The organism is Enterococcus sp. DIV1279b, from assembly GCF_050531515.1.
GTDB lineage: Bacteria > Bacillota > Bacilli > Lactobacillales > Enterococcaceae > Enterococcus_D > Enterococcus_D casseliflavus.
The window spans coordinates 2,751,510-2,775,311 of sequence record NZ_CP172891.1; the positions used below are offsets into that span (position 1 = coordinate 2,751,510).

Below are 23,802 nucleotides of genomic sequence, written 5' to 3' on the forward strand. Positions count from 1 at the left end.
AGGAGACGCCATGATTTTTACAGACTATCACGTCCATAGTGATTACAGCGATGATTCTTGGTATTTGATGGAAGATGTAGTCAAAGACGCCATTAAACTAGGCTTAGCAGAAATCTGCTTTACCGATCATGTGGATTATGGAGTCAAAGAAGACTGGCAAGCGACGGATACGTACCTCGTCGGGGCCAATAAAGTTGTAAAAAATGTCTACTACGACTTGTATTTTAACGAACTGTCACGCTTAAAGGAAACATACAGTGACCAAATCAAGCTAAAAACTGGGCTGGAATTTGGGATACAAATGCACACGATCCCACAATTTACCCGTCTTTATCATTCGCATCCCTTTGACTTCATTTTACTTTCCGTTCATCAGGTAGACGATCAAGAATTTTGGACTGGAGAATTTCAAAAAGGACGCAGCCAACAGGAATGCTACGAGCGCTATTATGATGAAATGTATCAGCTAGTCACGACATATAAAGAGTATTCCGTCTTAGCCCATATGGATTTGATTCGTCGTTATTTAGATAAAGAGAAGGACGCTTTTGAACAAACGAAAGAACAAATCGCAGAGATCTTGAAAGTCGTGATCAAAAATGGCAAAGGCATTGAACTGAATACCTCTTCCCACCGTTACGGAATCAACGGGTATACGCCATCGATCGAGATCCTCAAGCTTTATCGTGACTTGGGGGGAAGCGTGATAACCATCGGCAGCGACAGTCATAAACCAGAACACCTCGGGTTTCAAATCAAAGAGGGACAAGATCTTTTACGGTCATTAGGATTTACTAAGCTCTGTACGTTTGAACAGATGCAGCCGATTTTTCATCGTTTTGCTTAACCTGCACAAAAGCTCGATCTTTTGCAAAAATCATCCCCTCGTCTTTCGTTATGAACCTAAGTATTTTAAACAATAAAAAGAACGACCGCTTCAATCTGCGGTCGTTCTTTTTTAGAAATCAGTTCGTCCAAGCAGCAACTTCTTCTGGGTGATTGGCTACCCAATCTTTGGCTGCATCTTCGGCTGACGTTCCGTCATTGATTGCTAACATGACTTCTTCCATGTCTTCTTGTGTCCAGTTGAAACGATCAAGTACTTCGTAGACTTCTGGCATGTCATCTGCTAATCCTTGGCGTACAACAGTGTTGATGCTTTCTGCTTCACCCATTGTTCCTTCTGGATCATCCAGATATTTCAGATCATATTTCGCAAACATCCAATGTGGAGACCAGCCAGTAATAACGATCTCATCTTGGTTCTTGATGGCTTGGCCTAATGCCACTGTCATCGCTCCTGAAGAAGAGGTAGCGACATTCCAATCGGAAAGGTTGTCATACGTTGCAACCGTATTTTCCGCTGCATTTACGACACCAGCGCCTGGTTCGATACCAGTGATGGTTTTTCCAGCTTCGTCAGAAAGGTCTGCGATGGAATCTACATCCATATAACTTGGTACAACGATCCCCAGTTTTGCCCCCTCTAAGTTAGGACCTAAGTTTTCAACTTGGTCTTGGTACTGTTCATACTGGGATTGATGCGTAGATGGCAGCCAAGCAGCAACCATCCCGTCAACTTCCCCTTTTGCCACCGATTCCCACATGATGGCATTATCCAAAGGCGTCGTGTTGACTTCGTAGCCCATTTGCGACAAGACTTCTGCCACCACATGGGTAGATGCAACTTCCGTATCCCATTCGACATACGCCAAGTTCACCGTGCCTTTGCTGTCAGAAACATTTCCAAAGGCAAACGATGCTCCAATCAAAGCAACGACTGCCGCTGCAGCAATCCCGCCAAAAAGACGTTTTTGTTTGCGACTTGTCTTGCTGGCTGCTTTTTGATGTGCCGAACGATTCAAATTCTGGGTAAAGCGATCCATGATAATCGCCAAAATAACTAAGGATACCCCACTGACAAATCCGTTACCGACTTGTGCTCGTTGCAAGGCGGACAAGACGCCGCGCCCTAACCCAGGAGCACCGATCATTGACGCGATCACGACCATTGATAATGCCAGCATCGTGGTTTGGTTGACCCCAGCCAAAATAGTGCTTTTGGCTAGTGGCAATTCTAATTTGATCAGTTTTTGCCAGCCAGTCCCACCGAAGGAATCAGAGGCTTCCACCAATTCACGAGAAATTTGGCGAATCCCTAAGTTCGTCATCCGAACGGTTGGTGGTAGAGCAAAGATCACTGAGGCGAAGACCCCTGGAACCATCCCGATCCCAAAGAAAGCAACCGCAGGAATCAAATAAACGAAACCAGGCATCGTTTGCATAAAGTCTAAGATCGGCGTCACGATACTTTGCGCTTTTTCGCTTTTCGCCATTAAGATCCCTAGTGGAATCCCAATGATGATCGAAACCAAACTCGACAATAAGACCAACGTCACGGTGTTCATCAAGTCTGTCCATAACCCTTGGTTATAGATGAACAGCAACCCGACAAAAGTAAAGGCTGGCAAGCCGAATTTTTTGCGTGAAACGAAAAAGGCAGCAGCCGTCAATAAGACGATCATTAATAACGGTGGTACAAACAGTAATACATTTGTAATAGCGTCCATGATAAATTGTCCGAAAGACTGTAAGGCTGAAAACAATCCACTGAAAGTTCCTGTTAGCCAATCAGTAAAGTTTTCGACCCAATCAGCCACCGGAATCGTATGTTGTAAGAAATTATCCATTTGTCACTACCCCTTCCTCTGCTTGAGCGGCTGAATCAGTCTCAGCCAATGCTTCAATCACACTTCCGCGGATCACGACTCCGATCAAACGATCGTTTTCTACCACAGCTAAAGGTGTAGGCGAATCATAGATCAAATTGAAGATATCCGTTACCAGCATATCTTTATCGATCTTTTTAACATTTTTATCAATAACTTCCTTCAAGGTCAGATTGTTTTTCCGTGCCTCACGAGCAGACTCGGCTGTCAGGCTTCCTTTTAGGTGACGACGTTTGTCGACGGCTAACAGCATGCTGACTTCTTCTTTCCGCATCCGGTTCAATGCTACGCTTGGTCCATCGATCTCGATGTTCGTCGTCAATGCTGGGACCATGATGTTTTGCGCAGTCAAGACTTTGGAACGATCGACATCTTCCACGAAATCACGCACGTATTGGTTGGCAGGATTCGTCAAAATATCTTCTCCTGTACCGATCTGCATGATCTGACCATCTTTCATTAAAGCGATCCGGTCACCGATCCGCAAGGCCTCGTTCAAATCATGGGTGATAAAGATAATCGTTTTTTGAACATTGGCTTGCAATTCTAAAAGTTCATCTTGCATTTCACGGCGAATCAGCGGATCTAATGCTGAAAAGGCCTCATCCATCAAGAGGATCTCTGGATCATTGGCTAACGCACGGGCAAGTCCTACACGCTGTTGCATCCCTCCAGACAGCTGGTCAGGGTATTGGTCTTTAAAAGAAAGCAATCCTGAGTTTTCTAACGCTTTTTCCGCTTTCGCTGTTCGTTCTTCTTTCGAGACCCCACGGACTTCTAGTCCGTATTCTGTGTTCTCTAAAATTGTCCGATGAGGGAAAAGGCCAAAGCTTTGGAAAACCATGTTGATTTTGTGACGGCGAACTTCTCGTAGTTCCTCTTTACTCATTTTGGCAACATCCACGCCATCTATGTAAATATCTCCGCCAGACGGCTCGATCAATCGATTCAATAGTCGAATCAATGTTGACTTCCCGCTTCCAGAAAGGCCCATGATGACGAAAATCTCGCCTTCGTTGACTTCAAAGTTCACATCATAGACCCCAACGGTGGCACCCGTTTTTTCTAAAATCTCGTTTTTGCTGCGTTGTTCTTTGACCATGGCAAGAGCTTGCTGCTTTTTCTTACCGAAGATTTTGGTTAAGTGTTCCACTTTAACTTTACTCAAATGATTAATACTCCTTTTTCTGAAAAATTTCACGAAAGTGACCATACTATCTTAACAAGATGTGGTCACTTTGTCAAAAAAAATTTCCCCATGCTTTTTCTTTTGCAAAAAAAGCATGGGAATCAGGAAAAAGAATTACGCTGAATGGTCCGTTGGATAGAAGAAATTGGTCATGCGCTGCAACGCCAATTCATTCCCGACAAAATAAATCGTATTGCCTGCACTGAATTTCGCATAAGGTCCTGGTGACAACAACAATTCTTCGGTTGTTTGGATCGCGATGACCGTCGCCCCTGTGGCCTGCCAAACATTCAATTCATTGATACTTTTTTCCAAATGCTGCGCCTGTTCCGTCAGCTGAAGCTCAAAGGGCACAAACGGACTCATGTGGTGTACCTTTTTGGTTTGCTGCACTAGCGTGTTCAACAAGTCAGAAAAATTATCCAGCTCTTGCTGCTGCCGCTCCACACTGTCTAAAATATCTTGTCTAATTTCTTGGATCGACTGCACATCTTGGTATTGTTCCACAAAGGCCTGTGCTTTTTCCTTTGAAGCAATATAGGCGCCGCTGCCATGACGGACGTCCATGATTTCTAAATCAACTAATACATTGATCGCTTTGCGGGCTGTTTCAGGAGAGACATTGAAATTGCTGGCTAACGTTGAGCGTGCATGGATCTTTTGCCCAACTTGGTAGCGATTTTCAACGATTCGTTCCGCGATCGCTACGGCAATCTGCTGATAACGAGGCAAAGCGACCTTCTTTTTATCTTGAAACTTATTCATCATGATGAACTTCCTTTACTTTTTTTTCATCATAACAAGAAACATTGTTGGTGGCAACTATTCACTGGTTCGCGGATTTTTGATCAAGCGCACACGAATGATTGCCCCTGCCTGCTGCATCTGTTTTTGCAGATCTTGAAGCAGCGTTTCATTTGTCTCATCAAGATCGATCAAGGTATAGGCGACTCCGGCTTTTCTTTCACTTGTCAAATTATCGATATCCACGCCTGCTTCAGAAATGATCCGCAATAATGGGGCAAAAGCACCAGGCTTGTCGTGATAAAACAGCGCTAAGCGATACGGTGCCAAAAAAGGCAACTCTGCATGGGGGAAATTGACCGATTCTTGAATCGTCCCAGCGCGTAAATAGGCATGCATGCGATCAAAAACTACGTGATCCCCCTTTTCCAAGGCATTGGTAGTACTGCCGCCGATATGCGGATAACACAACACTTTCGGTTGTCCGATCAAGCCCGCACTAGGAAAATCAGTGATGTATTGTTTGAGCTGATTTTTGGCTAATGCTTCTAAGACGGCTGCTTCTTCCACGATTTCCCCGCGACCAAAATTCATCAACACTGCATTTTTTTTCATCTGCTGAATCGTTTGTCGATTCAGCATGCCTTTGGTCTCTTGACTTAAAGGGAGCAAGACCACCACAAAATCTGATTCGGTCAACAGCATTTGCAGGTCACTGACTTGCTCGTAATCGTGTGCTGCTTTCTTCGTTCGGGCATAGCCCAAAACCTCCATCCCTAGCTGATGACAGGCTTTTGCCACCCGTTCACCGATCTCTCCTAACCCTAGAATACCGATGGTTTTTCCAGCTAATTCTTCGCCAATCACTTCTTTTCGCCGTTCTTCAGCTACCTTCAACACCTCTTCTGCTTCAATTTGACCGGACGCTAGTTCTTCTTGTAAATCGGCTACCGTCTGGATCGCTTTGAATAAGGGGCGAACGCTGAGAAATAAATTGGATAGCACCAACTCTTTGACTGCATTGGCATTGACACCAGGACTATTGAAAACTACTGTGCCATTTTGAGTACACCGTGCCAAATCGATCGTATTGGTGCCTGTTCCTGAGCGAGCGATCACAGCTAATTCTGGAGTGATCAATTCGTTAGGAACCGTTGAACTGCGCACAAACAGCGCCTCTGGGGCCGCTTGATTTTTTAACGAGTATCCTTTTTTGATTGCTCGCTTAGCTATCGTTTCGGTCATCTTATCTAACTGATAAATCGACTCCATAAAGCAGACCTCCTTTTGTCTTTAGTGCGTATTAGTCAAATAGTACAAAAAAGTGCGGTAAAATGATAGCAATACGCAAGAGAGGATGATTTCTATGCACCTATCGATCACAAATTTTCCAGATGAACAGCCGATCGTTGGTAAAGACTCGCAGCTTCAAGACACAACTTTAGGAGACTATGTCGAAATTGGCGAAGCCAATCACATTGATCATTCTTCCATCGGCAATTATACCTATACGGGGCAATATTGCTTCATTCAGAACAGTCAATTAGGACGTTTTATCAGTATCGCAGCGATGGTCCGCATCGGCCCCACCAATCATCCCTATGAACGCCCTAGTCAGCATCTTTTTGCCTATAATGGCGAAGGCTATGGATTTGCGCCAAAGGACGAGTCCTTCTTAGAAAAACGCAAAGCAAAAACGACCGTCATTGGCAATGATGTCTGGATCGGCCACGGTGCCGTGATCCAATCTGGTTTGACCGTCGGTGATGGTGCCGTGATCGCCTCAAACGCAGTCGTAACCAAAGATGTGCCGCCTTATGCGATCGTCGGCGGGGTTCCAGCAAAAGTGATCAAATACCGCTTTGATCCAGAAACGATCACTGCTTTGCAAGAAATCGCTTGGTGGAATTGGAATCGTGCAGAATTAGAAGCACGCTATTTAGACTTTCGCCTCCCAATCGAAGATTTTGTAGCAAAATACACCCGTTGATTATGCACTTTTTCCGCTTACTACGAGGAATGAATGATAACACATCACAGTCATTCATTCTTCGAAAGTCTTTACCCGGATGATTTTTTAGAAATAAATAAAAAACACAAAATATCTATTGTATCGAGGAATTCCTGTGCTAAAATGGAGAAATCAAATGAAGTTTTTCACGAACTTTTAAAGGAGTGTTCTATTTGTCCATTTTAGACTATCGTCCATTGAATCTATACACCAATTATCGCGAAGCTGCTGAGACGTTTCCTGACACCCCCATCATCCATGATGAAGTGTTGCCAGCATTTCCTGAGCTTGGCTATCGTAGTACCTACCGTTCGAGCCATGAAATGATTTTAAAGCGTGCTTATCAACTTGCCTCACTTGGCGTGCAAGCAGGAGATAAAATCATTCTGTATAAATCTTCAAAATTCGATACGTATTTGTTAGCAACGGCTGCTTCTTACCTTGGTGCCGTTCCTGCTATGATCTCCTATCATTTTCCTGCTGAAACCATCGAAGTGTTTGTGGATCGCTTAGAAGATCCTTACATCTTATTTGATGAAGAAACCGAAGGCCGCGTCGCACAAGTGAAAAATAGCAGTACTGACAAACAGATCGCTGTTCGCCATTTGCTACAACAAACAGAGGAACCAGTGGAACAAACTGAATTACCGGTGGATCAAATTTCCTATATGACCCATACTTCTGGAACGACGGGTATTCCAAAATTGATTTGTCATTCAGCAAACTCCATGGGCTGGCGGACAAAATGGCAAAAAACGATCTTCACCAAGATCGATCGCACCAAAGCTGACTCTGATTTAATTGCGTTCCATATTTCACCGGTGCACTCCCGCTTCAATATCGGTATCTCCTCCTTGATGGCGATGGGCTTCCCGATGATGCCATTAACCAATGCCAACGGTGCTCATGTCGTAGGCATGTTAAAAGAATACCCACCGATCGCTTTGGAAACTCATCCAAACAATTTTGTCCAATGGAGCTTTGTGGCAAAAGAACAACCAGATGCTTTTGCTAATATTCGTTACTATCACTCAACCTTTGATGCTATCAACAATCAAACAATGGCGACTTTTTTAAATACTTCAGCAACAAAAGAAGCACTCTTTTTACAAGTCTATGGCCAAAGTGAGTGCGGGCCAATGATTCTAAAAGCACATACCTTAGAAAGCATCACTACCAACGATGCCCGTGATATGGGTGTCGGTCTGGAGGACTTAACGAGAGCGCGGATCACCGATGCCGAGGGCAACGAGCTGCCAGCCAATACCGATGGGCACATCCATTTCCTTTCAAAAGGACGCGCGTTGACCTATTATAAAGAAGATCAGCGTTTTGCTGACAATGTCTATGGCGCTTGGTGGGACAGTGGTGATTACGGCAAGATGGATGATCAGGGACATCTTTACTTAAAAGACCGTCAAGTGGACTTGATCAAAAATATTGAAAGCAATCTTGCCTTGGAAGACCTTTTGCTGGATCATTTAGACTTCCTTGCCGAAGTCGTGATCGTTCGCGACAAAGAAAACTCACCGCAACCAATCATTGCTTTAGCACCAAATCGTCAAATGGATTGGGATGCTTGGTGGAAAATGGTGGAAGATCTCCCTCACCTCAATCAGCCAATTTTACGCGACTACGAAGATATCCCACGAACAGCAACCATGAAAGTCCAACGACTACAAATTGAAAAAGAATTCAAAAACGCAGAATAAAGCAAAAGAAATGGCCAGCAGATTTCCCTGCTGGCCATTTCTTTTATTTTTACTGTTTTTTCTTTGATGATGTTATTCTTTCGCTGATCGTTTTCTTGAGTAGATGCATTCTTTAGGTTGCCCATACTGACTTAGCTTTGTTTCTGCTAACGTGATGCCAAAGCCCTTTCCATCAGGTACCAGCAGCTTGCCTTCATGCAAAGTTGCAGGCTGTGTAATGACATCATCATAAAAGTAACGATCAGAAGCGGAAAGATCCCCAGGAAAATGGAAAATATCTTGACTCGCAAATTGCAAATTCATGGCTCGCCCCACACCAGACTCAAACATGCCGCCTAACCAAACGAGTAGTCCATGGGTTTGACATCGATCAAGGATTCGCAAGGCTTCGGTGATCCCACCGACACGGGGGATTTTCAGGTTGATCGCACGGCAGCTGTCCAGGGCTGCGACGGTATCGACGTCTTCTGCCGTTCGAATATCTTCATCCAAACATAGAGGCGTCTTCATCTGACGCTGCAGCTGACTGTGCCCCACCAGATCTCGTACCTTAAGGGGTTGCTCGATCATCACCAAGCCAAAGTCATCAAGTGCCAAAATGCGTTCTGGCTCACTCTGATAGGCTCCGTTTGCATCTGCCATCAAAAGCAATTCTGGAAAGGCTTGTCGAATCGCTCGCAAGGGTACCAGATCTTGCCCAGGCTTGATTTTTAATTTGATTCGTTGATACCCTTGGGCGACATAATCGGCAACAAGAGCCACTAGTTTTTCGACAGAGTCTTGTATGCCAAGACTAACGCCAACAGCGACACTCGGTCGGGTTGCGGTATAAAGCTCTTTCACACTTTGATGCGTTTGCTTGCCATATAGATCCCAAATCGCTGTTTCCAAAGCCGATTTTGCCATGTAGTTTCCTTGGACCGTTTGAAACAGCTGACAAACTTCTTGCGGATGCTCGATCTCTTGGTCAATCAATAATGGGATCAGTGCTGTTTCAATCACTTGTCGAGCAGAAAAGAGGGTTTCTTCAATGTAATCTGGCTGCTCAAAAGCGACCAATTCACCGATGCCCATCGTTTTATCCTCTGTTGTCACCAAATAAAGATCAAAAGCTTTTTCTGTTAATTGTCCATAACTTGTCACAAAGGGTTGTTTGAGGGGCAAGCGACAGGCGATGCGTTCAATTTTTTCAATCTTCATTGCGTTCTCTCCTTGTCAATCAGCTGACTGTGGCCCCGATCCTTTTACAAACCATTGATCGATTTCATGACGAACCTGTGTCGGCTGTTCTAAATGGATACAATGTCCAGCATTAGCAACGACTTTGATGGTCATCTCTGGTTGCAGCTGCTTCATTTGGTGGGCGATTTTACGAAACTTTACATCTTTTTCCCCCGCTAAATAAAGAATTTCACAAGCTAGCTGCGGAAGTGCCGACCAACAGCTTGGCTGTTTGCCAGTACCACCGTAAATCAAGCTTACTGCCAAGCCAAATTTGTTTTGCTGCAAGCGTCCTTGCCGTACAGCAACCTGCTGCGCTAAAGGTAGCTCCTTTTGACTAGCAAACAACGGCAGTTCTTGCCAGTAATCGACAAAATCGACCAAAGGCTCCCTTAGTAAGCGCAACGCTAAGCGACGATCGTGCCGCTGACGAGCGAGTCGTTCCGCTGGATCAGCTAACCCAGGTGAACCACTCTCAAGCAAAAGATGGGTCACTGCCGTTGGTTTCATGACCGCCCAGACAAGTGCGATTCGCGCCCCCATCGAGTAGCCATACAGGCCATAACGTTCAATCCCTAACTTCGCTAAAAGGTGTGCGAGATCCTCCACCAGTAAAGGAAGTTCATAACGCATGGGATGGACATAAATCGATGAGCGTCCATGTCCAATCAAATCGATTGCCAATACATTGTAAGAACCTACCTCTGCAAAAACCGGTCGAAAGCTTTCCGAAGAACCCGTGAAGCCATGCAATGCCACAAGGGTTGGTAAGGATGGTCGATACGGCTGCAGCCACTGATAAAAATAACTGACGCCATTTATCGTGTCCTTCATTGCTGCGCTCCCGCCTCGCTAAACTGCTGTTGGAGTGCTTGCCAAGTATTGACCGGATCTTTTTGCTCACCCTTCACTTCGATTATTTGAAAGCGCGGCTGTTGACTTGTTTCCGCTAAAATCGTTTGAAACTCTAGCAAAGAGGTCGGTGTGTGCCAATCTGCCTCATATAAGGCCGCCACTTTTTGAAACTCAAGATCTAACGGAGTACCAAAGAGCGGGACAAAGTCGTTTGGTTCTAAGGTGTTTTGTGACAGAAAGGAAAAGATCCCACCACCGTTATTATTCAGTAAAATGATCGTTACTGGCAATTGATACTGGCGCAGTAGTTGTAGGCCGTTCATATCATGGTACAACGCTAAATCACCAATCAACAAGTAGGTAGGCTTTTGACTGGCGGAAGCAATCCCAGCCACGGTCGAGACAAGGCCGTCGATCCCATTGACGCCTCGGTTTCCATACACTCGATAAGTGGAGGTAGTTTTGCTGCCGTAGCGATCAAAAAAACGGATCGCATTGCTGTTTGCCAAAAGAATTTGCGCTTCTTCAGGCAAACATTGTTGGAGCATGCGCACAGCGCTGCTCTCATCCCATTGTTGCAACTGGGGACTTGCAGCAATCACCTGATCTGCCCGCGCTTGAAGTGCTTGCCATTGTTGTTGCCACGCCGTATGTTTGACGATCGGCAACTGGGTGATGGCCGCCACGAAGGCGCTGATCGCTGCTTCGATCAAATAGTTTGCCCGATGCAGCTGATCTTGCCACTGCCCTGATGGATCAACAAAGAGCCACGTCGTCGTATCCGCTGCTTTGTTCAACCATAATAGGACATTTTTAGTGACTGGTAAGCGACCAAAACGCACGACCACTTCTGGTTGGAAGGCAGAAGTCAATTGCGGGAAAACAAGATCGGCTTGACTGATAAATGTTCCTACTTTGGTACCGGCTGTCGCCAGATTGGTCAATGGATCACCGACGATCGGCCAGCCTAATTTCTCCGAAAAAGCCAGCAACTGCTGCGCTTCTTCGATCGTAAGGCTTTCTCCAGCAATCAGGATACCTTTCTTATCAAAGTAAGGGGCTAGCTGGGTGATCATCTCTGCTGACAGCTCTTGTTGTGGTGCCAGATAGCTCACGTCTTGCTGCATACTGCATTGGCGACTAAAGTCAGGCAACAGCGGCTCCCGTAATGGAAAGTTGATTTGGACAGGGCCTTTCGGCTGTTTTTGCGCTTCGATCGTGCAAGTTGCAGCTTGCCAAAAACTATAACGCAACAAAGCAGGATCGTTTTCTGGCACCGTCATCTCTACCATCTTTTTGACATGAGAGGCATACAAATTCTGTTGATCCATTGCCTGTGGCGCCCCAACGCCCCGCAGTTCTGGTGGGCGATCAGCCGTTAAGACGATCAGTGGCAAGTTGGTAGCTTCTGCTTCACAAACAGCTGGATAATAATTGGCTGCTGCAGTTCCAGAAGTACACAGTAAGATCGTTGGCTGGAGATCAACTTTGGACATCCCTAAAGCAAAAAAAGCAGCCGAACGTTCATCGACAGCCACCGTACAGGTGATCTCAGGATCACGATGCAATAGTAGCGCCAATGGCGTGGAGCGTGAACCGGGACTAATGACTGCTCGCTTCGCACCCGCTGCTTTTAGTCCTTGGATCGCCGCTAATAAATAGTCTGTCATGACTGTCTGATTATTCATCTCCTAAGATCCCTCTCCTCATCGGTTGAAATTTTAACCGTGTTTCTTGACGTTCGGATTCCGCATCTGAATCGGCAACGATCCCACAGCCCGCATACAGCGTTGCTTGATTGCCGCTAAAGAATCCTGAGCGGATCGCCACAGCAAACTCGCCAATATCTTCTTGAATACCCAACCAACCGATCGGTCCACCGTACATCCCTCTGCTGGCTGGTTCATGGGTACGAATCCATGAGACGGCTGCTTCTTTCGGTTCTCCCCCCAATGCTGGGGTCGGGTGTAGTTTTTGCACGGCGGTCAGAAAGTTGACCCCTGCCTTTCTTTGCCCTGCTAAAGGAACAAACAAATGCTGAATGTCACGATTTTTGATCACGGAACGGGCTTCTGATTGAAAGCCGTCAGCTAACAAAGTGGCCAATGCCGTTTCTAAGCGATCGACAACTACTTGATGTTCATGGGTATTTTTTGCGTCCGCTAAGAGGGCTTGTGCCAGTGCCTCATCTTCTTCTTTGGTTTTGCCTCTTGGTGCGGAACCTGCGATACTTACCGTTTCAAATTGATCGACAGTCGCTTTTAGCAAGCGTTCTGGCGTCGCACCAGCAAAAACATGGCCCCCATGTTCGATGGCAAAAAGATAGGTATTCGGCTGCTGTTGCGCCAACCGTTGCAACACCGCAGTACTAATGATCGACTGCTTCGTTTCTACCTTCATTCGTCTTGCCAGAACCACTTTTTTCAACGGTGTTTCAGTTGAGCGAATGGCTGCCACTGTCTCTTCGACCGCTTGCAGCCATTGGGGCACATCTAGTTCCTCTTGTGCCTGAAAAGCAGGCGTTTCTGCTACAAGACTCTTGTCCGGGTTGGCATGCAACCAGCTTGCGACTTTTTCCTGTAAGGCAGCGACTTTTTGTTGTCGTTGTTCCTCGGAAGAAGCGGCTACTGTATAAACGACGCCACACTGATCGCCAATTTTGCGAACCAGTATTTCTGGCAACGCAAAGAGACCAGCACCTAGCTCAGCCCAATCCTGACTGACTTCTGCCTGTTCATCAAAAGCAAAGCCGCCAACTAACTGCGCCTGAAAAGGTGCCTCTGGTTGATAGTGGGCTTGCTTTAAGAGAGAGCGGACTTCTGAAAAGTCTGCAAGTTTGGGTTGCGAAAAAGTGGCTAACCAACCCAACCCTACTATACTGGTCGTTTCATCAGGGGTACGCCAGAAGTAGCGTTCCCCTCGATATTCTTGTGCCGCTGCATAAAGAGCCAGTAAGTCACACCTTTCTATAGGTTGATACTCACTCAAATAGGTTTTCCCGGCAGCGATCGCTGCCTCATAATTACTTGTTGATTTGCTGTTCAATGTAGTTCACTCTTTCTTCACTCAGCAATAGCCTTTTTAAAACTTTACCGCTTGCTGTGCGCGGCATTTCTCGCACGTGATAAAAGCGGCGCGGAAATTTATAATGGGCGATCTGCCCTTCTAACGTATCCAATAAAGCTTGGAAGTGGATCGGTTGATTTAACGTTAAATAAGCCGCGACAGATTGTCCCCACTCCTCGTCTGGTTCCCCCACCACAGCTGCCTCTTTGACCGCTGGATGCTGCAACAAGGCTTGCTCCACTTCTGCGGGATAGATGTTTTCTCCACCAGATATGATCAGTTCGCTTGCACGACTGACTACATACAAAAAGCCCTCTTGATCAAGATACCCTAGATCTCCTGTGGCAAACCAGCCCTCTTGGTCCCACTGCTGTGGACTGCGATCGTTTAAGTAACGGGTCGTGATCGCCGGTCCTTGCAGTTGGATCTCTCCGATCGACTGGGTACTTTCAGCAGTCTGATGATCTGCCATTTTCGCATCAACCGCAATTCGTAAATGGACACCTTGCAGGGGAACCCCTGAGGAGCCGATTTTTTCTGAAGCTTTTTCTGGCGGCAATGCCACCACTTGTGAACAGGTTTCTGTCATCCCATAGGATTGGATCACAGAAAGCTGTTTTTGCTGGCATTTTTCCAATACACTTTTAGCAATCGGACCGCCGCCTAACAGTACATAACGCAACGAATCAAAGCCTTGTTTGGGCACCAAGGGCAGCAAATCTGTCAACATTTTTGCCACCAAAGAAACGATCGTCCCTTTCCCTGCTTCAAGGTCTTTTGCCATTTCTCCAGCATCAAAGCGCTCATATAAACGAACACTCATCCCAAGTCGCAAGGACCGTAAGAGAATTGATAACCCACTGATATGATACAGCGGAACTGCACAAAGCCAACAATCCTCGCTAGTGATGGCTAAGTTTTTTTGCGTCGCTTCGGCACTTGCTAGATGATTCCCAAAGGTTTGAGGCACACCCTTGGGATTGCCAGTCGTACCAGATGTATACATAATTGAAGCCACTTGCTCTGCTTGATAGATTGCTTCATTAGGAACAAACGAAGGAACAACAGAACCGATAAAAGCCTCCGCCTGTTTGATCGCTTGTCCAAAGGTCAAGTTGCGAACACCCGAAACCGCAGCCTGATCCGCCGTGATCACCCAGTCGCAGTGGGCATCTTGCAATTGGAAGGAGATTTCAGCGGCTGTCAATCGCGTATTCAGCAGCTGGACTTCGATCCCCAACTCCCATAACGCAAGGATCGTAAAGACCATTTCAGGGGAGTTATTGCTAAAAAGAGCTACCCGGTTTGGCTGATCAACGAATTGGGCTTGATAATAAGCAGCGTAAGCATAAACCTCTTTTTGCAAGGCAGCAAACGACCAGCTTTTTTCATGCCAATAAAAAGCTGGTCGTTCTGGATGAAGTTGTGCTTGCCTTTGCAGCCAACTCCCAGTCATTATGGGAATTTAGGGAATTGGTCGAAGTCTGGTTGACGTTTTTCTTTAAACGCGTCACGACCTTCTTTGGCTTCATCCATCGTGTAATACAATAAGGTCGCATCGCCGGCCAATTGCTGAATGCCAGCTAATCCGTCCGTATCGGCGTTCATTGATGCTTTGATCATGCGTAACGCCAACGGGCTCTTTTGCAGCATCGTTTCGGCCCATTCCATCGTTTCATCTTCTACTCGATCAAGAGGAACGACTGTATTGATCCAGTTCATCGCCAATGCTTCTTCGGCAGTATATTGTTTTGTCATGAACCAAACTTCCTTGGCTTTTTTATGTCCGATTGTCCGTGCAAGATAGCCCGAACCATAGCCACCATCAAAACTACCGACATTTGGTCCTGTTTGACCAAATTTAGCGTTATCAGCGGCGATCGTTAAATCACAAACCAATTGTAAAACATTTCCGCCGCCGATCGACCAGCCTTTGACCATGGCGATCACCGGTTTTGGTAACGTGCGAATCAAGCGTTGCAGATCCAATACGTTTAAGCGAGGAACCTGATCTTCCCCAACATAGCCACCGTGACCACGGACTTTTTGGTCTCCGCCTGAACAAAAGGCTTTATCGCCAGCGCCTGTCAAAATAATCACGCCGATGCCTGGTTCATCGCGACTGATCGAAAATGCATCAATCATTTCAAACACCGTTTTTGGTGTAAACGCATTGTGGACTTCTGGGCGGTTGATCGTGATCTTCGCCACTTTTCCATGTTGTTCAAACAAAATTTCATCGTACTCTTTTAAGGTTTTCCATTCTCTCATTACTTGTTCCTCCTCAATTCACATAGCTCTATTATACACATATCTAGTCGCTTTTCGTTAGAAATTGCTTTGGTTAAGGGAATTTCTTAAGACTTCTCCCCCTGTTGCCGACTTTCTGAGATCTTCGGCTATTTCTACCAAAACTCGTGCTATAATCATGGTAACTTTCTTAGAAAAAGGAGTAAAAAATGAATTTACTGGAAGCCTTAGAAATCGAAGTAGAAGCAGCAACAGCCGATTTTGTTCGTTTACGGATGCCGATCAAAGCGCAGCACAAACAGCCTTTTGGTCTCGTTCACGGTGGTATTAACGGTGTTTTGATCGAGACCGCCTGCAGCATCGGTGCCAATCAAGCCTTGGCTCAAGAAGAGGCCTTTGCCGCCGGCGTTGACCTGCAAGTCAACCATCTAGCCGCCGCCCAAGAAGGAACTCTGATCGTAGAAGCTAGTCCTGATCGCATCGGCGCTCGTATCCAAACTTGGCAAGCCACTATTTGGTTAGCTAGCGGGTTAAAAACTGCCGTTGGGCGTTGCACCTTAACGACTGTACGCAAATAATCCTTTACGCTCCTGCATTGTGCTCACGGGAGCGTTTTTTGGTCTGTTTTGAAGAAAGAGGTCACCAGTCAACGCCTTATTAAAGATATTCTTTCATTATAAAGCTATTGAGAATGTGAGCGTGGTTTTTTCGAAAGGTACGTTGTTTTTTTACAGAATGGGGGTCTTTCGTTATAATGTAGCTAAGAAAGCGAGGCTTATTATGAAAAATAACCGATTGATCCACTTTTTAGGCAGCAAAACAAGCTATTATGTCTTAGGACTGATTATCTTGTCGGCAGTTGCTGTCTTTTTGCTAAATCAGATTTCTTTTTTATTTACACCCTTTTCAGCCATACTTACAGCTATTATCCCACCCTTTTTATTTGGGCTGATCCTTTACTATCTGTTTAACCCGGTGGTCGATAAATTGGAATCGAAAAAAATTCCCCGCAGTGTTTCGATTGCTGGGATCTATCTGTTGATTCTTTTGTTGATCGTCTTTGCTGGTTTCCAGCTTTATCCGATTTTGGAGCAGCAAACCACCGATCTGATCAATAGCTTACCAAGTTTGGTCAGTGACTTTGAGAAAAACGCGACCGCCTTTTTAGAAAATACCCCATTTCAAGATGAGATGGTACAAATTACAGACACACTACAAAATATCACCAGTAATATCATGAGTTTTATTGGAGACTATTGGCAAACTGGTGCCGCTGGGCTCAGCAGTTTGTTTTCAACCATTTCGACCTTGTTCATTGCTTTGTTTACTGGACCGATCATTGCCTTTTTTTTATTGCGCAACCCCAACAAGTTTTATTTTTCGGTCCTCTCATTAGTACCACCTCGTTTTCGCAAAGACTTTAATGAAATCGTCAAGATCTCTGACTTACAAGTCGGTGCCTTTTTGAAAGGACAAATCATTTCATCCTTGATTTTAGGGGCGATCTATTGGGTCGTTTTCCTATTGATTGGCTTAGAGTATGCCAGTATTCTGGCGATCGCCGCTGGTCTGCTTTGTATCATCCCCTATATTGGACCTTTTATCGTCTTTTTCCCGGGGCTTTTCATTGCCGCACAAGATTCCACCGGGATGTTGGTTAAGTTTTTGATTGCTTGGTTTGCTGTACAGCTGCTTCATGGCGATTTAGTCGTGCCCCGTGTGATGGGTGACCGATTGAAAATCCATCCTATTACGATTCTGGTTGTTTTATTAGTAATGGGTGATTTGATGGGGATCGTTGGGGTGATTTTCGGAATCCCGATTTATTGTCTGCTAAAAGTTCTTGTCGTTTACGTGTTCCGCAAATTCAAGCAGCGCTACAACCGCTATTACGGTCAAGAGGGCAAATACTTCCACAGTGCCTTCACTAGCAAAGATTACCTAGGTGACGAAGACAAAGACACCAAGAAAAAAGCCTAAAAAACTGCCGCGAATCGTTGGTTCGCGGCAGTTTTTGTCTATTTTATTTCATCTCATGTTCCAAAAAGAAATGATAGAGCGCCCCTAATAAATTGGCGTCATTTTGAAATTTGCAGGCTTGGATTTCCGGCTTCGTCAAGGTCTGCTGCAAAATCGGTAAACTAGCCAGCAGTTGTTGATACTGACGGTCGATTTCTTCCACCACGATCGCTTGGGCACTGATGCCACCGCCAATCACGAAGCGCTCTAAGTCGATCACGGCTTGAACATTGAGTATGACACACGCGATTTCTCGGCAATACGCTGTAAACAGCGCCCAGACCTGGGGCTCTTTTTGATTGATAGCGTCAAAAACTGCTTCACCATCCGCAAGATCAGCTAAGCCTAGCAGTTGGGCGCTGCGGCGAATCATGGCGACCGCTGAACCGCTAAAACCTGCCAATTGCTGCAGGGTCAATCCCTGATTATTTGGTTGCTCAGCGTTTTCTTGAGCATCGCTTCTCTTAGTGGCATTTAGTAGAAAACTTAATTCCCCTGCTTGAAAATGTGCACCTTGGATCAGTCTTCCTTCAACGATCACACCACCACCCAAACCAGTACCTAATGTTATGGCAGCCCCATTTTGAATCCCTTTAAGGTTTCCTAGCCACCATTCAGCTAATGCGGCTGCCTTGCCATCGTTGGTCACAGCCAGCGGCACTTGGTACTTTGCCAGCAGTTGTTTTAAGGAGACTCCATCTAAAAAAGGCAATGCCCCGCCAAACGAGATCGTCCCTGTCTCTGGGTTGACTTTTCCTGGGGTACTAACAGCAATGCCCCGAATGCTTCCATGAACGTCCTCAACGATCGTTTCAATCCCTGTCAGAAATTCCGTAAGATTTTTCGGCGTATCCATCCGTCCTCGCGTCAGAATATTCCCCGAGCGATCAATGACAGCCGATTTGATTTTCGTGCCGCCGATGTCGATGCTTAAATAGTTTTTATTCACTGAATCCCACCCTCTGCTTCTACTGCCCATCGCAGGACGGTTTTGGCTTTATCTGGTGAGACTTTTCGCGGATCAGACAAATAGATTTCTCGATGCTGGAACGTGTCCATCGTTGGACGGATCACTAACTGTTCTTGTTTTAACAGCTCCTTCATTTTCGCAAATGTTTCCGCTTCAGTGTCAAAAGAACCTGTATGCATCGCTTGCAGACACAATCCTTCTTCATAGCGCTCAAAGATAAGCTTTTCTAGATTTGGATTGTCTTTCTTCTCTTTGACTGCCAAGAGCTGTTCTTGAAACAGTGTTTCCGTGACTGGTTCTGGTTGGCGAATCATGATTTTGTAGATCAATTCTTCTTTGTTGACGGCACCGTCTGGCTTTGTCAGAGAGGTCCATACGCCTTCTAAAGGAAAGACCGTGTATTCAAAGGGTTCATTGCCAAAAGCCCCTTTTTTCAATCCCATCCTGAGTGAATAAGAAATCGTATATAAAGCGGCGATCTCTTCGCTGAATTCAGGACGATTCGGATTGCCGCTGCCGCTCAAACTGATAAATTGATACGTTGGCACCTCGATCACTGTTGGTTTTTTGGGAAGATAGAGCTCTTTTTCTAGTTTGCGCCATTCATACTTCATAAGGACCCTCCTCGATTTGCTTTTCTTTATTTTACCATGAATCACTTGAACCAAACGAATGAAATATAGGCTGTTTAAGTGAAGGAAAATAATTTGGGCAGCACCATTTTCATACTAACAACTAGTTTGACATTACAGAAATTCCTCTATCTTCCTTGCCTTCGCTCATTGTTTTACTATGAAAATCTCCTTTCTTCTATCTTCTCAAAAACAAAAACTGCAGAAATCAATTCAAGAAGAAAGTGATTTCTGCAGTGATCGAGCCTCGGCTCTTTTTTTATTGTCTTACAGCCTCATTAGCGGCAAAGCGTTTTGAAAAATGTTGTTCTAATCGCTTTTGCCCGGCTTCAATCAAAATGCACAACAGCCAATAGATGATGGCAACTAGCACATACATGGACATGTAATCAAAGGTTCGTCCGCCAACGATCTTAGCTTTTTGAAAAATATCAGGAATCGTGATCATTGCTGCCAAGGAGGTTCCTTTCAGCAAATCCATTGCCACATTACTCAATGCCGGTACAGAAATACGAAAGGCTTGTGGCAAAATAATCAGACGCATCGTTTTCGTAAAGGATAACCCTAACGCATAGGCAGCATCAAATTGCCCACGATCCACACCAGCAATTGATCCTCGGTAGATTTCCCCGATAAATGCGCTGCTGGTCAATGTAAAACAGATGATCGCAGCACTGAGCGCCGACAATTGATAAGGCAAGCCAAAATACAGTAGGAACAACAAGACCAACGCTGGGACGCCTCTTAGAAATGAGAGGTAGCCCCGCACGAACCCTCTAATGAATGGATTTTCCAACATCCCTAAGAAGGTGAGTGTGATCCCTAATACGTTGCCTCCTAGAAACGAAACGACAGCAATGCCGACCGTATAGGACAAGCCCGACAGCAAATAGGGCAATGACTCCCACATCAACGGCAAATCAAGGGTTGGAATATACATTAGTCTGTTTCAACCGTTTGGATCGCTTGATCAGATTTTACTGAAATATCGGTTTGAAAATACGTTTCCGCAAGTTCTTTTAAACGGCCGTCTTCTTTCATTTCTGCTAAAACAGCATCCACTTTTTCCTGTAATGCTTGATGATCTTTCACGAATAAGAAGCCCGTTTCATTCGGATTAAAGTAGACATCTTCCAAAATTTTTACAGGGATATCTGGCAAAGCAGCGACTGCCATTTTTTGCAAATAGTAATCATTCAAGATCACATCCGTTCGACCATTCGCAACATCTGTCAAATACTGATCATTCGTTGCGTTGTCGTAAGTCACTAATTCTGCCCCATAGGATTCCGCTAAGCGCATGTAGCTGGTATTCGGTTCACCAGCAGCTTTTTTGCCATCCAAATCTTCTAAAGAAGCAATCCCAGAGTCATCACTTTTTCGCACGATCATACTATCGAACGAGTATTTGATAGGCGTTGAGAGACTGAATTTTTCCGCCCGTTCATCCGTCAAACCAAAATCGTTGGCAGCAAAATCAGTTTCTCCACGTGTTAAAGAAGAAACTTGTCCATCGACATTGTACTCTTTAAATGTGATCTCTACGCCTAATCGCTTGGCGACTTCTTTTGCCACATCGACATCATAGCCCACTAATTCATTTTCATCGTTATAGTAAGACGATGGATACAAGGTTCCCGAAGTAGCAACAACCAATGTTTTGGCTTCTTCCACCTTGCTTAGACTGGTGTCTTCTTCCGTTGGTTTGCTGCAGGCACTTAACAAGACTCCCGCAAATAAACCTAAAAAGCCAACCATTGCAACGATTTTCCCTTTTCTAACTTGTTTCATAATATCCTCCTCTTAGTCTCCTTGTTTTGGCAACAGAAATCGTTGCTGTGTTTCAAATAAATAGCCGACTTGGAAAAGTAGATCTTCTCTGCCTTTAGACGCCATAAATTGGATCCCTAGCGGCAACCCTTCCTCGCTAAGAGCAGTTGGCAAGCTGATGGCTGGCTGCCCCGTTAAATTGGCTAATTGAGTGTAAGGTGTCAGAGCATAGCTCTTGGCAAACATTTCTTCGATCAACTCACCCGCAGCACTTTTTCCAAGCGATTCGATCTCATGCAGTCTTTGGCGAATGCTATCGCTTTGTAAGGCTTCCTCAATCAAAGGGGCTGGATAAGCCGTCGTCGGGGTCAAAAAGAGATCATAGGTTGAAAAGACTTCTTCCATTTTTTCTGCCAATTGATCCCACCACTGCAAGGCAAGAACGTAATCGGCGGCAGGCAGTTTTTTGCCATATTGGTAAAGTGCCCAGGTCATCAATTCCATCTCTTCCCGTCTGACCGGTACTTGACGAGCAGCATTGATCTCAGCAAACATCGCAGCTGTTTCGCCGCCATTCATGGCGTAATAGGTGGTCATCATTTGCTGACCAGCCACTGGATAGCCCACTTCAACGACTTCATGCCCCTGCTTTTCTAAAAATGCGGCTGCACTTCGGACTGCTTGGATGGCGGTTTCAGACACTTGGCCACCGGTCGGCGATGCGGTAGTAAAAGCAACCTTCAACCGCGTTTTTTGACTCGCTTGCTGATGATGCCATTCTACTTGCGGTGCCTGATAAGGGGCAGTCGGCTGTGACGTCCGCAACGCATAAAACAACTGTTCCGTATCACGCATGGAAAGCGTCAACGCAAAGTTGATAGAAGCGCCTTGCCAGCTGCGCCATTCACTAGGACCCACTGGCATCGTGCCACGGGTTGGCTTCAAACCGATCAATCCGCTAAAGGATGCTGGAATGCGGATCGATCCGCCGCCATCACTGGCACCCGCAATCGGAAACATCCCCGAAGCCACTGCCGCTGCCGCACCACCACTGGAACCACCAGCTGAATAGGCAGGATTCCACGGATTACGTGTAGGCCCATACAATGTTGGATCAGTGATATTTTTGAATCCAAATTCTGGTGCATTGGTTTGCCCTAACGGCACAAAGCCTGCCTCTTCTAAACGAGAGACAAAATGTGCCGTGCGGCTGGCTCGTGCTTTAGCAAACAGTTTGGCTCCTGACGTTGCTGGCCACCCTGCTTTGGTTTGGCCGAGTATTTTTAACGGCATGGGTTGTCCCCCAAAAACCGTTTTTTGAAGATGCTGCTCGTAATGCTGGATCGCTGCTTGCGGATCAAATGTTACAAGCGCATTCAAAAGCGGATTTTGTTGATTGACTTTTTCTTCGATCATCGCCACCCGCTCTGCAAAACTGATTTTTCCTTGCCGCAATTGTTCCGCCCAATAGGTCGCATCTTGCATGCTTGCCCCTCCTTTTCCTCAAACCCTCAAACAATTATCTAAACTGTAACACATGAAAAATTCTTCTTTATATAGACTACAATATACCAAACACTAGGAAATCTTTCAACAAAAATAGAACAGTTTTTAAACCTGTATCATATCGTTATCAAACGTTCCCATCTTTTTACTACCAGTTGTCGACCAACGCTTCTTCTTAGCTGTCCCCATCATTACCTAACAAAAACGGCACATCGCCAAACGATGTGCCGTTTTGATTTACTTATATTTTTCTTCCAGCTTGCTCATCCAAAGACCTAACCAAGCCCCCAAGACAAACAAAATAATTCCGATGACAGCCGTTACCCAAGTAAAGCCGCTATAGTTTGCCACCGGAGGAATCACGATCAATATCGTTGAGGCAATAACGATCCCTAAAATGAAGTGATAGACTTTTGAATGATAATGGGTCAATAGCCACTCCATCAATTTCGAAAACAGCAGCATCACTGCCAAGCCGCCAATGGCGATCGGTAGAAAGACCCCCATGATGTCAAAGCTCTTAAAGCCTTTCAACATCGGATCATAAAGTCCCAAAACGAGCAAAAGGTTTGAAGGACTCAAGCCAGGAACCAAAACACCTAACGCGATCAGACCGCCGGCGATCACAAAACCTATGAAATTGGCAGGGATCGTTCCTAAGATATCACCCATAAAATAGAGGAACAAGAAGCCGATGACCATACTGCCGAAGAACCAAAGCAGGTCGCCGGTTGTCCGTTTGCTTTTCAAGGTCGATTCTTTAGCAAGTGCTGGTAACGTCCCAATAATTGCCCCCGCAAAGCCCCACAAAACGATGATTTGATAGTTTTGCAGCAGCCACTCTAATGGCTTTGATAAAAGCCCGATCCCTACGATTCCCCCGATCCCTACTGGCAGGAAAAAGAGGAGATTCTCTTTAAAATTCTTCGTCAGATGTGCCATAAAGCGCAGCATCCGCTCATAAATGCCTAAGATGGCTGCCAATACGCCACCTGAAACACCAGGCAAGATAAAGCCCAAGGCAATCACCACGCCTTTAAGAAAACGTGACAAAATACTTTCGTTTCTCTGTTTTTCCATTTACAATTGCTCTCCTTAGCGATGGTTTTCACCAATCGTTCTTTTTTC

General features: G+C 45.5%; 21 protein-coding genes. 5 read left to right on the forward strand and 16 right to left on the reverse strand.

All coding sequences use genetic code 11. The features are described from left to right. Positions 1 to 10: 10 nt before the first annotated feature. The gene (locus tag IGI71_RS13085) at positions 11 to 847 is read left to right on the forward strand and encodes a histidinol-phosphatase HisJ family protein (RefSeq protein ID WP_231434769.1); all 837 of its coding nucleotides are present in this window, start codon (positions 11 to 13) and stop codon (positions 845 to 847) included. A 118-nt stretch (positions 848 to 965) separates the two neighbouring features. Here the strand turns inward: IGI71_RS13085 and IGI71_RS13090 are convergent, their stop codons facing one another. The 4 genes from IGI71_RS13090 to IGI71_RS13105 form a co-directional block, all read right to left on the reverse strand. Continuing rightward, entirely contained in the window at positions 966 to 2,690 is a 1,725-nt protein-coding gene (locus tag IGI71_RS13090; RefSeq protein WP_005228611.1) for an ABC transporter permease/substrate binding protein, read from the reverse strand. Then, on the reverse strand, positions 2,683 to 3,897 hold the full coding sequence (locus IGI71_RS13095) for a quaternary amine ABC transporter ATP-binding protein (RefSeq protein WP_005228609.1): 1,215 nt from the start codon (positions 3,895 to 3,897) through the stop codon (positions 2,683 to 2,685). Before IGI71_RS13095 ends, IGI71_RS13090 begins: the two co-directional genes overlap by 8 nt. Positions 3,898 to 4,032: 135 nt before the next feature. Beyond that, a complete protein-coding gene (locus tag IGI71_RS13100) occupies positions 4,033 to 4,686 on the reverse strand; it encodes a GntR family transcriptional regulator (protein WP_231434770.1) in 654 nt (217 codons plus the stop codon). Between the two features lie 54 nt (positions 4,687 to 4,740). Then, complete coding sequence (locus IGI71_RS13105; protein ID WP_231434771.1) at positions 4,741 to 5,934, reverse strand: NAD(P)-dependent oxidoreductase; 1,194 nt, start codon at positions 5,932 to 5,934, stop codon at positions 4,741 to 4,743. Between the two features lie 94 nt (positions 5,935 to 6,028). On the opposite strand from IGI71_RS13105, the gene IGI71_RS13110 reads away from it, so the two are divergent. Both IGI71_RS13110 and IGI71_RS13115 read left to right on the forward strand, forming a co-directional pair. Continuing rightward, positions 6,029 to 6,652: a DapH/DapD/GlmU-related protein gene (locus tag IGI71_RS13110; RefSeq protein ID WP_231434772.1), complete on the forward strand. Its 624-nt coding sequence runs from the start codon at positions 6,029 to 6,031 to the stop codon at positions 6,650 to 6,652. A 194-nt stretch (positions 6,653 to 6,846) separates the two neighbouring features. Continuing rightward, positions 6,847 to 8,385 carry an AMP-binding protein gene (locus IGI71_RS13115; RefSeq protein WP_430615784.1) on the forward strand — a complete coding sequence of 513 codons (1,539 nt, stop codon included), beginning with the start codon at positions 6,847 to 6,849 and terminating at the stop codon, positions 8,383 to 8,385. A 72-nt stretch (positions 8,386 to 8,457) separates the two neighbouring features. Here the strand turns inward: IGI71_RS13115 and menC are convergent, their stop codons facing one another. The 6 genes from menC to menB are packed head-to-tail and all read right to left on the reverse strand — an operon-like array spanning position 8,458 to position 15,798. Continuing rightward, a complete protein-coding gene (gene menC / locus IGI71_RS13120; RefSeq protein WP_231434774.1) occupies positions 8,458 to 9,585 on the reverse strand; it encodes an o-succinylbenzoate synthase in 1,128 nt (375 codons plus the stop codon). Between the two features lie 15 nt (positions 9,586 to 9,600). Then, a complete protein-coding gene (menH, locus tag IGI71_RS13125; RefSeq protein ID WP_231434775.1) occupies positions 9,601 to 10,440 on the reverse strand; it encodes a 2-succinyl-6-hydroxy-2,4-cyclohexadiene-1-carboxylate synthase in 840 nt (279 codons plus the stop codon). Beyond that, a complete protein-coding gene (gene menD, locus IGI71_RS13130) occupies positions 10,437 to 12,149 on the reverse strand; it encodes a 2-succinyl-5-enolpyruvyl-6-hydroxy-3-cyclohexene-1-carboxylic-acid synthase (protein WP_218213204.1) in 1,713 nt (570 codons plus the stop codon). Before menD ends, menH begins: the two co-directional genes overlap by 4 nt. Continuing rightward, positions 12,142 to 13,506: an isochorismate synthase gene (locus IGI71_RS13135; RefSeq protein ID WP_231434776.1), complete on the reverse strand. Its 1,365-nt coding sequence runs from the start codon at positions 13,504 to 13,506 to the stop codon at positions 12,142 to 12,144. The genes menD and IGI71_RS13135 overlap by 8 nt, the downstream gene beginning before the upstream one ends. Beyond that, a complete protein-coding gene (menE, locus tag IGI71_RS13140; protein WP_231434777.1) occupies positions 13,484 to 14,983 on the reverse strand; it encodes an o-succinylbenzoate--CoA ligase in 1,500 nt (499 codons plus the stop codon). Before menE ends, IGI71_RS13135 begins: the two co-directional genes overlap by 23 nt. After that, positions 14,983 to 15,798, reverse strand: coding sequence for a 1,4-dihydroxy-2-naphthoyl-CoA synthase (gene menB / locus IGI71_RS13145; protein ID WP_005228595.1), 816 nt, complete (start codon positions 15,796 to 15,798; stop codon positions 14,983 to 14,985). Before menB ends, menE begins: the two co-directional genes overlap by 1 nt. A gap of 188 nt (positions 15,799 to 15,986) precedes the next feature. On the opposite strand from menB, the gene IGI71_RS13150 reads away from it, so the two are divergent. Further along, positions 15,987 to 16,355, forward strand: coding sequence for a PaaI family thioesterase (locus IGI71_RS13150; protein ID WP_005228593.1), 369 nt, complete (start codon positions 15,987 to 15,989; stop codon positions 16,353 to 16,355). A gap of 202 nt (positions 16,356 to 16,557) precedes the next feature. Next, on the forward strand, positions 16,558 to 17,757 hold the full coding sequence (locus IGI71_RS13155) for an AI-2E family transporter (protein WP_231434778.1): 1,200 nt from the start codon (positions 16,558 to 16,560) through the stop codon (positions 17,755 to 17,757). 43 nt (positions 17,758 to 17,800) lie between these two features. On the opposite strand, the gene IGI71_RS13160 is transcribed toward IGI71_RS13155, so the two are convergent. The 6 genes from IGI71_RS13160 to IGI71_RS13185 form a co-directional block, all read right to left on the reverse strand. Then, complete coding sequence (locus tag IGI71_RS13160; protein ID WP_231434779.1) at positions 17,801 to 18,745, reverse strand: ROK family protein; 945 nt, start codon at positions 18,743 to 18,745, stop codon at positions 17,801 to 17,803. Next, positions 18,742 to 19,380 carry a GyrI-like domain-containing protein gene (locus IGI71_RS13165; RefSeq protein WP_005228587.1) on the reverse strand — a complete coding sequence of 213 codons (639 nt, stop codon included), beginning with the start codon at positions 19,378 to 19,380 and terminating at the stop codon, positions 18,742 to 18,744. The genes IGI71_RS13160 and IGI71_RS13165 overlap by 4 nt, the downstream gene beginning before the upstream one ends. Before the next feature lie 277 nt (positions 19,381 to 19,657). Beyond that, positions 19,658 to 20,338, reverse strand: a complete 681-nt coding sequence (locus IGI71_RS13170; protein WP_060792812.1) for an amino acid ABC transporter permease — start codon at positions 20,336 to 20,338, stop codon at positions 19,658 to 19,660. Then, positions 20,338 to 21,189: a transporter substrate-binding domain-containing protein gene (locus IGI71_RS13175; protein WP_060792811.1), complete on the reverse strand. Its 852-nt coding sequence runs from the start codon at positions 21,187 to 21,189 to the stop codon at positions 20,338 to 20,340. The genes IGI71_RS13170 and IGI71_RS13175 overlap by 1 nt, the downstream gene beginning before the upstream one ends. 12 nt (positions 21,190 to 21,201) lie before the next feature. Continuing rightward, positions 21,202 to 22,653 carry an amidase gene (locus tag IGI71_RS13180; RefSeq protein WP_231434780.1) on the reverse strand — a complete coding sequence of 484 codons (1,452 nt, stop codon included), beginning with the start codon at positions 22,651 to 22,653 and terminating at the stop codon, positions 21,202 to 21,204. A gap of 258 nt (positions 22,654 to 22,911) precedes the next feature. Further along, on the reverse strand, positions 22,912 to 23,754 hold the full coding sequence (locus tag IGI71_RS13185) for a DUF368 domain-containing protein (protein ID WP_015510213.1): 843 nt from the start codon (positions 23,752 to 23,754) through the stop codon (positions 22,912 to 22,914). Positions 23,755 to 23,802: the final 48 nt, after the last annotated feature.